Annotated in this window: 9 protein-coding genes; 2 read left to right on the top strand and 7 right to left on the bottom strand. The window is 46.8% G+C overall.

Features of this window, described 5'->3' with window-relative positions:
* Positions 1 to 24 precede the first annotated feature (24 nt).
* A complete protein-coding gene (gene rpmH / locus ABD846_RS04620; protein WP_344823144.1) occupies positions 25 to 180 on the bottom strand; it encodes a 50S ribosomal protein L34 in 156 nt (51 codons plus the stop codon).
* A gap of 273 nt (positions 181 to 453) precedes the next feature.
* On the opposite strand from rpmH, the gene ABD846_RS04615 reads away from it, so the two are divergent.
* The gene (locus ABD846_RS04615; RefSeq protein ID WP_344823142.1) at positions 454 to 1,935 is read left to right on the top strand and encodes a hypothetical protein; all 1,482 of its coding nucleotides are present in this window, start codon (positions 454 to 456) and stop codon (positions 1,933 to 1,935) included.
* Here the strand turns inward: ABD846_RS04615 and ABD846_RS04610 are convergent.
* From ABD846_RS04610 to ABD846_RS04585, 6 genes are all read right to left on the bottom strand, one after another.
* Positions 1,928 to 2,941 (bottom strand): vWA domain-containing protein, encoded by a 1,014-nt coding sequence (locus ABD846_RS04610; protein ID WP_344823140.1) that lies wholly within the window; start codon positions 2,939 to 2,941, stop codon positions 1,928 to 1,930. The two genes, ABD846_RS04615 and ABD846_RS04610, sit on opposite strands and share 8 nt — an antisense overlap.
* Positions 2,938 to 3,885 carry a DUF4381 family protein gene (locus tag ABD846_RS04605; RefSeq protein WP_344823138.1) on the bottom strand — a complete coding sequence of 316 codons (948 nt, stop codon included), beginning with the start codon at positions 3,883 to 3,885 and terminating at the stop codon, positions 2,938 to 2,940. Before ABD846_RS04605 ends, ABD846_RS04610 begins: the two co-directional genes overlap by 4 nt.
* A gap of 10 nt (positions 3,886 to 3,895) precedes the next feature.
* A complete protein-coding gene (locus tag ABD846_RS04600; protein WP_344823136.1) occupies positions 3,896 to 4,762 on the bottom strand; it encodes a DUF58 domain-containing protein in 867 nt (288 codons plus the stop codon).
* Between the two features lie 33 nt (positions 4,763 to 4,795).
* Positions 4,796 to 6,001: a DegT/DnrJ/EryC1/StrS family aminotransferase gene (locus tag ABD846_RS04595; protein WP_344823134.1), complete on the bottom strand. Its 1,206-nt coding sequence runs from the start codon at positions 5,999 to 6,001 to the stop codon at positions 4,796 to 4,798.
* A gap of 152 nt (positions 6,002 to 6,153) precedes the next feature.
* A complete protein-coding gene (locus tag ABD846_RS04590) occupies positions 6,154 to 8,331 on the bottom strand; it encodes an OmpA family protein (RefSeq protein WP_344823132.1) in 2,178 nt (725 codons plus the stop codon).
* A gap of 85 nt (positions 8,332 to 8,416) precedes the next feature.
* Complete coding sequence (locus ABD846_RS04585) at positions 8,417 to 9,466, bottom strand: PorP/SprF family type IX secretion system membrane protein (protein ID WP_344823130.1); 1,050 nt, start codon at positions 9,464 to 9,466, stop codon at positions 8,417 to 8,419.
* A gap of 451 nt (positions 9,467 to 9,917) precedes the next feature.
* Between ABD846_RS04585 and ABD846_RS04580 the strand changes: the two genes are divergently transcribed.
* Positions 9,918 to 12,518 carry an FtsK/SpoIIIE family DNA translocase gene (locus ABD846_RS04580; RefSeq protein ID WP_344823128.1) on the top strand — a complete coding sequence of 867 codons (2,601 nt, stop codon included), beginning with the start codon at positions 9,918 to 9,920 and terminating at the stop codon, positions 12,516 to 12,518.
* The last annotated feature ends 3 nt before the right edge of the window (positions 12,519 to 12,521 follow it).

The raw sequence follows: 12,521 nt of genomic DNA, 5'->3' as shown, positions 1-12,521 counted from the left end.
CGGATGGTAAAAGTTTTTAAAAGATTATTTCAAACGTTTGTCGTCTGATACAGTCAATCTTTTACGTCCTTTTGCACGACGAGAAGCTAATACTTTGCGGCCGTTTGCAGTTTGCATGCGTTTGCGGAAACCATGTACAGATTTACGACTGCGACGACTAGGTTGAAATGTACGTTTCATAATTCTTGTATTAAAGCCTTATTTGAAATAAAGCAAATGAGTTTTAAAAATCGGACTGCAAAGGTAAAGCTATCTGACGAGAATAACAAAAAGATTCATAAAAAATAAAAATACTTGCCTTTTGTCGTCTTCTCTACAGGAAATTCCGATGTAAAGATCTGGATATCAAACAGAATAATGTCCGAATCCCCTATCATTGACTCCGGTAGCTAATAACAAAGATACATCTGCCGGAAATTGCAGAATACGCAAAGGCTGATATCTTTGATAGCGATGGCGTATTTCTTCAAATCCGGGGCATCTTCATCTGTGGCAACATCTGATGCGCTGAAAATTTCGGCGCTTACCGGAGTGTTTGCCCTGGGCTTATTGCTCCTGGGCTCCGTCATCTTCTATAAAGAACGGATGCTGATGGCAGATGCTCCCTGGGTTGTGTATAACATTATCAATACACACAGCCTGTTTATACAGGAGCATCGTTACGGTGCTTTCATAACCCAGATGTTCCCGCTCGCGGGTAGTTTGCTGCATCTTCCGCTTCAGTGGATCCTTGTACTATACTCGGCCAGCTTCAACCTGTTTTATTTTATTTCCGGGCTCGCTCTTTACCGTAAAGGGCAATATACGTTTGCATTGCTACTGGCATTATACTGTACTGTTTGTGTAAGCGACAGCTATTTCTGGACCAATAACGAAGTGCACCAGGGTGTATGCTGGTGTATGCTGCTCTGCGGGTACTGGCGGTATCCGGAAGCACAGGCACGGGGAAAGTTCCCATTCTGGTTGCTGTTCACACTATTTGCTGCGCTCGCGATCTTTTCCCATCCGATTATTATCATACTGACTGTCTATATTTTCGGCTTTTACCTGCTTGCAGGAAATGAATCTGGTAAACGCCGGCTAATAGCGCTTGTTGTCATTCCCGCAATTATTGCCGTAAAATATTACCTGAGCAAATCGGGCTGGTATGACGAGGGGAAAATTTCGACGCTGGAATCTATCTCCTTCAGTCAGGTGAAAGGCGTGTTGCATACGTCTACGGCCAGAATATTCCTGAGCCATTGCCTGGGACGCTACTGGGCGTTCAGTCTGCTCACCCTATTATCAGCGGGAACGCTTCTCTACGCCAGAAAGTTCCTGCAACTGCTCTGGATGCTTAGCTTTTTTACGGTCTATTTTATAGCCGTATGTACGGTGTATCCCAACTGTGACTTCCCTTTCTACATAGAAAGCGAATGGATGTGCATCAGCATCATAGCGGCGCTGCCATTTGTGGTACATGGTTTATCCGGATGGAGAAAGGAAGCAGCCGCAGTGTTATTTGCATCCTTCTTTTTGTCTGCCGCCATTATTATTCCCCTTTCTGTGAAGCCTTTTCAGGAGCGCATTGCTCTGCTTGAAAAGATGATGGACTATTTCCGCAGCAGGAATTGGCGCAAGGTGATCATTCTTACAGATGAACACAACTTCAATAACAAGCTTGAGCAAAAGCTGATCATGTCGTGGGGCATGCCTGCAGAAATGCTGATATTATCACGTACGGATCATCTGCAGCAAGCTGGCGTTACCGCAGTTTGTCTATCGCAGAAGGCATTTCATTCATCTTATACCCGGACTGACGAAGAAACATTCATCAATACGTTTTATGCAGAAAAAAAGGGGACCTTAAATCCCCTGTATTTTTCGATCGATACGACTGTACGCTATACCACCATCCCGGTAGACAGCGTGATTGTCGTATTGCAGATCAGGTAATGCTGCGGAAAACAGTGTAACGCAGAATCAGCTCCAGTGCAAGGCAGACGAGCGCCAGCACAGCAAAAGGAAAAAACAGATCGGTAAAATGTTTGAATGAATTTACCTGTGCCTTCGACTTTTCCATCTGATCGATTTCGTCGTAGATACCGGTAAGAGAAGCATTGTTTGTCGCGCGGAAATACTTACCGCCTGTCTGTGTGGCGATAGTGCGCAGCAATGCTTCGTCAATTTCCACGGGAACCATTTGCTTTTGTACACCTCCTCCCGGAAGCGGCACCGGGTATGGCGCTTCTCCGCGTGTTCCCACGCCAATACAGTAAACACGTACTTTGAGCGCTTTGGCAATTTCCAGCGCTGTATTGGGGTCTATCAGGCCTGTATTGTTCACGCCATCCGTAAGCAGAATCACCACTTTACTTTTAGCCTTGGAATTACGAAGACGGTCAACGGCCGTTGCGAGTCCCATACCTATAGCAGTACCATCTGCCAGCATACCGCTCTCCACACCGTCCAGCTGAGATTTCACCACGCTGTGATCAATAGTGATCGGGCATTGCGTAAAGCTTTCACCCGAAAAAATCACGAGTCCGATCCTGTCACCCGGGCGCTTGTCGATAAAGCGCGCAGCAACGGCTTTAGCCGCATCGATCCTGTTCGGTTTCAGATCCTCGGCCAGCATGCTTCCCGAAACATCAAGCGACAGTACAATATCAATTCCGTCCGACTCAATCGATTCGGTGGTATTGCTGCTTTGCGGGCGAGCCAGGGCAATCACCAGGCCGGTGAAGGCCAGTGAACGCAATACGATCAGTACAGGGCGCATCCTGACTTTCCAGGACGGCTTCAGTTGTTTCAGGCCGGACAGGGTAGTCATCCTGAAAGCCGGTCGGCTGGCCGACTTTCGTACATCCCACCAAATCAGCAAAGGCAATAATATCAGTAAGAGGAAGAACCAGGGTTGTGCAAACGCCAGGTGTTCTCCGTCCATCAGCGCTTTAATCATTTCTCGGTAGCAGGATTTTGAGGTTTAGGTTCTTTCGGTGCAGATACGCGGACAAAATTTCTGGCCAGTTCCAAAGCCTCGATATGCTCTTCAGGCAGCGGATGAGCCTTAGCAAATTTTGCCATATCGGCGGCGTGCAGCAGAGGCTTCAGCGACTTGATAAAGGAAGTCATCTCCCGATGTTTACGTGCTTTCTGCAGCAGTTCGTCCGTTGTGAGCTCCATCGCATTCGTCTGAAATCGGGCCTCAATATATTGCCTTACAATATCGCTCAGTTCAGTATAGTATTCCTTAGGCTTATCCTGTTGCCATAATTGTCTGGCATCAAGCTCGGCCAGCAAACGTAAGGCTCTTTCGGAAAAGGTTTCCGTTCTCGCAGGAGTAACGGGTTTTGCCGGCTTTTTACGTCTGGCAAAATACAGTGTGACCAGTACAATAATAATTACCGTTATCAGTATCCCCACAATCATCCAGATATAATCCCTCCAGGAAGTCTGCACTTCTTCCAATCCTTTAATTTCTTTGAACGGCTTTGTCGTATCAACCGGAACAGTATTTACCGCAATTCTGAAAGAGTCGGTAAAAAAAGTATCGGTGGTTCCTTTAACGGAAAAGGCAAGCCTGGGGATTGCGAAGGAGCCTGAATCAAAACCGGTGATCAGCAGCCGCTGTTTGTATGTCACGTTATTACCATCTGTACCGGTGTCGATTTTGCCTCTTTCAACGATTTCCAGCGAGTTGAATGTATCTGCTATTTTAGGCCAGATGACGGCATTACCTTTTTGCGTCTGCACCGTAATGAAATAGCGCAGCTGATCGCCGACAACAATTTGCTGCGCATCTGTCTTCGCCGCAACGGTTATCTGTTGCGCAAAAGCAGTGACTGCAACCGACAGGAAGGCAGGGATGATAAAGACCAGTGTCCGGAAGATTTTCTTGTTCATGGGTATGCTTCTATCGTCCTTTAAAGTAAGCTTGCAATGTTTTTACATAGTCCTGATCTGTCCGCACGCTCATCATCGATGCACCGCTCTTGGCGAATGCCTGACGGCAGTAATCGGAATGATTCTGGAAATTCTTTGCATATTGGTTACGTACTGCTTTATCGTCCGTATCTATCCAGAGCTCAGCACCGCTTTCAGCATCGCGCACTTTCAGCAATCCGGCCTGAGGCAGTATCTTATCGGCCTGATCAAAGACCTGAATGCCGACAAGATCATGCTTCCTGGAAGCAAGCAGCAGCGGCTTTTCGAAAGGCAGCGTAACAAAATCGCTCATCAGGAATGCAATGGTCTTCTTTTTCAGAACAGAATTCAGGAATTCCAGCGCAATGCCCACATTTGTACCCGAGCCGCTTGCAGGCTCTATGGTGATCAGTTCGCGGATGATTCTGAGAATATGGCTGCGTCCCTTTTTGGGAGGAATAAACCGTTCTATCCGATCGCTGAAGAAGATAACACCGACTTTGTCATTATTGGTTGCTGCCGAGAATGACAGTACCGCACAAAGCTCGGTAATGATCTCTCTTTTCAGCCTTTGTCCCGTTCCGAACAAAGAGCTGTTACTGATATCAACGAGCAGCATTACCGTAAGCTCACGCTCCTCTTCATACACTTTTACAAAGGGATGAGAAAATCTGGCAGTTACGTTCCAGTCAATCGTCTTCACATCGTCACCCGGAGTGTATTCGCGGACTTCGCTGAATGACATTCCTCTGCCTTTGTAAGCAGAATGATATTCGCCCGCGAAAATATGATTGCTCAATCCCTTCGTCTTGATCTCAATGCGTCTTACGCGCTTTAATATTTCTGCAGTAGTCATCTTGGATTCAAACAAAAGAAACGATCTGAAAAATTATGCATTTACGAGCATAGCAGCTTCGATGATTTCCGCCATTTTTTTGCCGCGTGCACGAGCTTCGTCTTCCGTCCAGCCCAGCTGTACAGCCGAAGAAATGCAACGGCTGATCCATTCGTCGGAGGCCGCAAAAGCAAGATTGGTCTGATGCATGATCTCCTTGCGATACTCTTCTGAAAGACGATTCATCAGCGCGGCATTCTTAAGGTGCTCCCACTTGCGGATATAATGCCAGTTATTGTCGTACCAGTAAGGGTTTCCGCCGATACCTGCTTCAGCAAGATCTTTCGCTGCAGCCTTAGCCTGGAATGCCGTTGGCAGGAAGAAGGAAAGGAACGATCCTGTATCGCCTGCGGCATCGGGAATGCGACGGAAGGAGATACCCGGTATGTGCTCCAGGCATTCTCGGATGATGCGGTGGTTGCGACGCTGCAGTTCCAGGAAGTGATCGAGCTTACGTACCTGCGCCAGCCCTACAGCTGCGTGTAATTCCGAAATGCGGTAATTATAGCCGAGGTAGGGATGCAGATCCGCGCCGCGGTCTTTGCCGTAGTGATCATGTCCGTGATCGGAGTAGTGATCACATTTTTCGGCCAGTTCGGCATCGTTTGTAAGAATGGCGCCGCCTTCGCCGCAGGTAATGATCTTTACAAAATCGAAAGAGAAGGTGCCTACATTACCTATGGTACCCAGCGCCCTGCCCTTATAAGACCCTCCGATAGCCTGGCAGGCATCTTCTATAAGAAACAGGCTGTGCTGATCGCAAAGCGCCTTCAATTCGTCCAATTGCGCCATGCTGCCACACATGTGTACCGGCATGATTGCTTTGGTGCGGGACGTGATCACACGGGCTACCGAAGCAGGATCAAGCGTAAGTGTATCATCGATATCTGCAAAAACGGGAATAGCGCCCACGCTCAGGATCGCCTCAAAACTGGCGACAAAGGTGAAGGTAGGCAATATCACCTCATCACCTGACCCGATTCCCAATGCAGCCATAGCGGTGGATAACGCGGCAGTACCGCTGCTGAGAAGCACCGAATTGCGAACATCAAATCGCTTACAGAGCTCCTGCTCCAGCTCACGCGCTTTCCATATGCCTTTTCTCGGGCCATCGAAGCCATAGCGCATCAGTATTCCTGTTTCCAGGACATCATTTACTTCCTTGCGCTCTTCGGCGCCAAATAACTCATAACCGGGCATTAATTATTTATTTTTTCTGATCAAACAAAAATATAGTTTCGATTGAATCTCCAAAAAAGAAGATGTTTAAAGTTTTCTGAAAAAGTATCTTAAAAAAAAGTAGCCCCGTACAGGGCTACTCATTTATTATTAAACTACTAACTACTCGCAGATTATTGAACACGGCTACCAGGTTTGATTGCATCCGATTCAGAATCTCCGGGCTCTTCAGGACTATTGTCCTCACCCACTTTCAGATTCTGCTGATCATCAATGTTACCAGGCTTGCTACTATCGAACAGGATGCGGCGTTTTGAATCATCCTTAACGATACGGAACTGTGTACGGCGATTGAGCTGACGACCTTCAGGATTGTCTTTTCCTTCAGCGGTACGGTTAGGAGCAGCAGGCATATCTTTACCCATTGCTTTTGCCGCCATACGATCTTCAGCGATACCATTGTTTTTCAGATATTCCAGTACAGACTGAGCTCGATCCCGGCTCAATTTCTGGTTGTAGGAATTATCTCCTTTTCCATCAGTGAAAGAGTAGATCTCTACGCTCAGAGATGGGTTATCCTTCATAAAGTTTACGAGTGTATCGAGAGACGCAACGGATTCCGGACGGAGTGTTGCTTTATCGAAATCGTAATAGATATTATGCACTTCAAAAGGAATGTTCTTTTCGATCTCATCGAGATAGATGGTCACTTCTACATCATCATCCGGATCTGTACGTTTTACCTCATTTGTATTTACGTTCAAACGGGAGGAAACGTAACCGGATTTATCCGCTGTAATCACATAGTTGTGGCCGCGTGCGGTATTGAATGCAAAGTTTCCGTCAGGAGAGTCGAATGTTTTCATATCTCCGGTTTCATCCAGCATTTTAACCACAGACTCGGTAGCGAGTTCGCCCGTTTTGCGGTACACCACTTTACCTACTGCGCGCAGTTTAGGTTCGCTCTGAATTCTCCAGATGTCATCACAACAGGTAGGGTTTTTCAGTGCGTAGGAACCGATACGGTTAGATACCACATAGGCATCAGGTTTACCAACCGGATCTTTGATATAATAGATCTCATCTGCAGATGTATTGATCGGGTAACCGAGGTTTGTCAGGTTGGTATAACGTGAAGGACCTCCGTCAGCAGAGAAGATATCGAAACCACCCATAGAAACCCATCCGTTTGAAGCGAAGTACAACTTGTTCACACGGTTGTCGTAATAAGGAGTTTGCTCATCCTGATCGGTGTTGATCTGCTTACCTACGTTCTGCGGACGACGGTATGTTCCCTTAACCGGATCGTACACGGAATACCAGATATCGTATCCACCGCGGCTTTGCAGCTTACGGTTGGAAGAGAAGAAAAGAATTTCTTTTTTACCCACTTTAGCGATACAAGGATGGGTGTTGGATCCTTCCTCGTTGATACCTTCACCTAATTCCGTAGGACGTCCCCATTTATTTTTTTCGAATTTAGAAACGAAGATTTTACAGATAACGCGCATTGAATCTTCCTCCTGGCAACGGGTGAAGTAAAAGCGGTCTCCGCCAGGGCTGTAACAGCCGTTTCCGATATGTGCACGCGGGTTGTTGAAGTCTCCGTCTTTGAAGTCAAGCGCCCATTGGAAAGAATCCACATCGTCTACAAATTTTTGCTTTGTGGAAACCATGAAGCGTGACATATAAGCCTCTGAATTACGGCGATCAACCTGAACCACCTGATTCTGACGCATAGATGAATACAACAGGCCGGTGTCTCCCAATGGATAAGGAGCGGACTCCGTGTAAGCAGAGTTTACGTTAGGACCTGCATTTTTTAAAGTAAAAGGCTGCGGTGCGTTAATGGAGTTTTTAGCCATTACACATCCGTCAATCTCGATCTTCGCGCGCTTTTTCGCTTTTTTGAATGTCTTAGGGTTGTCTGTGATAAACTGGTTGAATGCTATGATCGCATCATCAAATTTACCGGACATCTTCAGCATTACGGCTTCCTTAAATTTAGCTTCAGGATACAGTGTCTTACCGGCAGCATACGCCTCCTGATAATATCCAGCACCCTGAACGTAATCGCGGGTGGCATAACAACATTCAGCAAGCTGGTAAGAAAGGTATGGCAGACGCGGCTGTTCCTGCTTCAACTGCTTATAGTACTCCATAGCGTTGAAATAGCTACCTTCTTTGTACAGATTATCTGCCCACTTGAGCTTCTTATCGTAAGGCAGATCTTTTACCGGATCATTTGCCTTATTTCTATACTTTTCTTTTGCCATGTCCTGGGCTTGTGCATTTGGTTGCGAAGCGACCATAAATGAAGCCAGTACAAAGAGAAGCCAGTTTTTTCTCATATTGTTTGTTCGTTGTTATTCTTTGTAAAATGTATAAAGTACGAGGCGGTCGAGGCCTTATTGGTTGACTTAAATTTTTACTTCCTTAGAAGCGTGAACATGGATAAACCAGATTGCGGGCCGCATTGATCGGGTTTAAGCCAATAAAGCGCAGGCAGATTTCAAAGCCGCCTTTGCCGTTAGTTGCAGTGTTGTACTTGGAGGTGTTATAGTCGTAAGCAACCCCTACGCGTAAACCACGATGCTCGATACCGGCAGAAACCATTGCGGCATCATTGTTGCGGTACCAGCCACCGAGGAACAATCCGGTAGCCAATGCTTTGATTTCAGGATCACCGGCCACGATGTAATGGAATTCACTACCTGCGATAATTTCGGTAGTGCTTGACTGTGCCTGGTACAGTACTGCAGGACGAACGCTGAAACGCTCTCCGGTGTACCAGATTGCCCCGATTTGTCCGGACAGGCGGCGACCGAGACCCACATCACTGTTTTTCTCTTTCGAGAGCGACTCTTTAGGCTGGTTCAGGTTATTTCCCGCAACGCCCAGAGACAATCCGAAACGATCACTGAAACGGTGTGAGTAACCGATACCGGCATTCACGGTGAAATAGCGAACAGGAGATCCGTCGAATGAAGAACTTATAGGCCCGGTAAACGTTCCTGACTGGAACTGGCTACCAAAATATAATTTACTCAGATCGATCGTTTTAGAAGTATATCCGCCCTGCAAGCCGACAGAGAGATCTTTATTTCCGTCTAAACCGAGGAATTTATGGTATGCAACAGAAAGCAATCCGGAAAAGTTGCTCAGATTACCGTCTCCTGCCACATCGTTATACAATTGTACGCCTCCCGCCAGATAATCGTCACCGGTAAGGTCACGAACTATCGGAGCATCCACAGAAACAGCAAAGGTGCGGTAAGAGGCACTACCCAATGCAGAACGCCATTGATCACGATAGATGGCAGATGCGCGGATCGGCCCGTCGAAACCTCCGGTAAATGCAGGGTTAAGGATCAAAGGAGTTGCATTGAACTGCGTAAAGTGTATATCCTGCGCAAATGCACAGGAAGCACTGATAGCAATCGCTGCAGTAAGGCTTACCCTTTGAATGATGTTTTTCTTTGTCATGGTTTCTTCCTTAAAAATATTACTACAAAAGTGTTTTCGATTTAATTTCTGTTAACAGCAACTTTAAGCTGAATCACAATAGAATCAATACTTACAGCCCGGTTAATTTAACGTTTGATTGTACAAATCCCGTTAAATTTTCCACATAACTGCGGTTCAAAATACGGCTTTTTTTGAAAGTTGCAAATGAAATGCCGAATATTTTTTCTTTCAGGGTGAATTGGATGAAGACATACAAAATAATTTTAATGGCCCGACCGACCTTGTGAACAAAGCAAATTTTACAAATTCTGACTTCTTTTATCAAGACTGTTTCCGGTCAAAAAATGGTTGGGTTTATCGCTAAATTTTCCTGTTCCGGACGTTTCGCAGGTCAGCATCGGGAATCTGCGTTCTTATCTCGGAGCGCAAAGCATTATTTTTTACTTTTGCCGCATTCCATCGTACACTTATGGCTCCGCGTTCAAAAAAACAGAAAAAAAATCCCCCCATTGTCCCCAGTTCCGAAAAACCGGATAGCAAAAGGCAGGTCCGGCTGATTCTCGGAACGCTTTTGCTGCTGGTGGGCGCTTTCGTATCTTTTTCGATTATCAGCTACTTATTTACCTGGCAATCGGATCAGGATCAGCTCCTTAGCGCAAAAAGCAACTGGGATTTCCTCGGAGATAAAGAAAGCCTGATCACCAACTGGGGCGGAAGGCTCGGCGCGCTGACAGCGCATATACTCGTCTACCGTTATGTGGGAATTATGGCCCTTGCGATAAGTTTATGGGTGAGCATGTTAGGTATTTACCTGGTTTACGATAAGAAGGTCTTCCGTCTTGCGCGTTACCTGCGTTGGGTATGCCTTTTATTATTGATTGCCGCACCGCTGCTCACATTTCTGCTTCCCGGTTCAGCTTTCTCCTGGGGTGGAGCATGGGGAAATGAGTCTGTTAACTTCATGAACGGCCTGATCGGCAAAATGGGAACCGGCCTGATCCTGTTCTCCATTCTCGCGCTCACCGTATTTATCGTATTTTCCCTGGATATCAGACCTGCATTACGAAAAGCCCGCAGTAAGGCCGCTGAAATGCGCGGCAATCTTACCGAAGCACTTGTGAACAATGCAGCGGCAAAATCCGACACCTCCGGAGAAAGTCATCCTGTTATCGTACCCGAACCGGAACCGATGCCTGCAGCACCGGAGAACGCTGTGCATTTCAACGGTTCTGTAAACGACCGGTTTGCACATGCAGGAAAAGAACAGGCCTTTGCATTTTCACTGAGTGAAAAGGAGCCGGAAGCAACGATACCGCATGAAATGCAATCTCCGGAAAATGCTGCGCAGTACCTTACTGAAGAGCCGGAAGCAGACCCGTTCGAAAGTGAACCGGAAACAGAAGAGCCGGAAACAGCAGAGGAAGAGTTGCCAAGCGAAGAACCAGAATCAGCAGAGCTTCCCGAAATTATTTCGGAAGAGCCCGTTCAGGAATTTTCGTTTGAGGTAAAGCAGGCAGAACCGGAAAAAGTCAAAGAAGTACCCGCAAGCGGCCATATAAGCATTCAAAGCAACGAACCTTATGCGCCTGAACTGGACCTGCCCAATTACAAATTCCCAACACTGGACCTGCTTGAGGACCGGGCTCAGGAAGTGATCTCCCTCGATAAGGACGAACTCGAAAAAAATAAGACGCAGATCATCAGCACGCTGCGCAGTTTCGGGATAGAAATCCAGCGGATAAGTGCTACGGTAGGGCCGACAGTTACGCTATACGAAATTGTGCCGGCAGAGGGTGTCCGCATTTCCAAAATACGGAACCTGGAAGATGACATTGCATTGAACCTTGCAGCGCTCGGCATCCGGATCATAGCCCCTATCCCGGGACGCGGCACTATCGGTATTGAGGTACCTAATGCGAATAAGCAAATTGTATCAATGCGTGCTTTGTTAAGCAGCGATAAGTTTGTGAATAACAAAATGAGTCTGCCCATCGCGCTCGGTAAAAAGATCGATAATGAAAACTATATCGTAGACCTTGCAACAATGCCGCATCTGCTGATGGCTGGAGCAACAGGTCAGGGAAAGTCTGTTGGAATTAACGCTGTGCTGGTTTCCCTTCTGTATAAAAAACATCCGTCACAACTCAAGTTTGTAATGGTGGATCCCAAGAAAGTGGAACTGTCTATTTACAAAACAATTGAGAAGCACTTCCTCGCAAAACTACCGAATGAAGAAGATGCGATCATTACGGATACCAAGAAGGTGATTAATACCCTCAACGCGCTTTGTATTGAAATGGACAACCGCTACGAGTTGCTGAAAGAGGCGGGCACGAGGAATATAAAAGAGTACAACGAAAAATTTATCAGCAGAAGACTGAACCCGGAAAAAGGACATAAATATCTTCCGTTCATCGTGCTGGTGGTGGATGAGTTTGCCGACCTGATCATGACCGCGGGTAAAGAAGTGGAGATGCCTATAGCGCGTCTGGCACAACTGGCGCGGGCTGTGGGGATCCATCTTATTGTGGCTACCCAGCGTCCTTCCGTAAATGTTATTACCGGTACGATTAAAGCAAACTTCCCGGCACGTATTGCTTTTAAGGTGTCGGCAAAAGTAGACTCCCGAACCATCCTGGATGCGGGCGGAGCGGAACAGCTGGTAGGACGCGGAGATATGCTGATCAGTCACGGAAGCGAACTGCTGCGCCTGCAGTGTGCATTCGTGGATACTCCTGAGGTTGAAAAAATTGTATCCTTCATAGGCGATCAACGTGGCTATTCATCAGCGTTTGAACTCCCAGAATATATCGGAGACGAAACAGGTTCCTCAACAAAAACACTGGACATCACAAACCGTGACGAACTATTTGAAGAATGTGCTCGTATGATCGTACAGACCCAAAGCGGCTCCACGTCTGCATTACAGCGTAGACTGAATCTCGGGTACAACCGTGCAGGCAGGATCATGGATCAGATAGAAGCAGCAGGAATCGTTGGCCCTGCGGTAGGCAGCAAGCCCCGTGAAGTGTATGTTAAAACAGAAGCAGAGTTGGATGCTTATCTGTAATCT

The organism is Rurimicrobium arvi (assembly GCF_039540495.1).
Classification (GTDB): Bacteria; Bacteroidota; Bacteroidia; order Chitinophagales; family Chitinophagaceae; genus Rurimicrobium; species Rurimicrobium arvi.
Note: the sequence above shows the minus strand (reverse complement) of the source record. Positions and strands in the feature narration are given on the sequence as shown.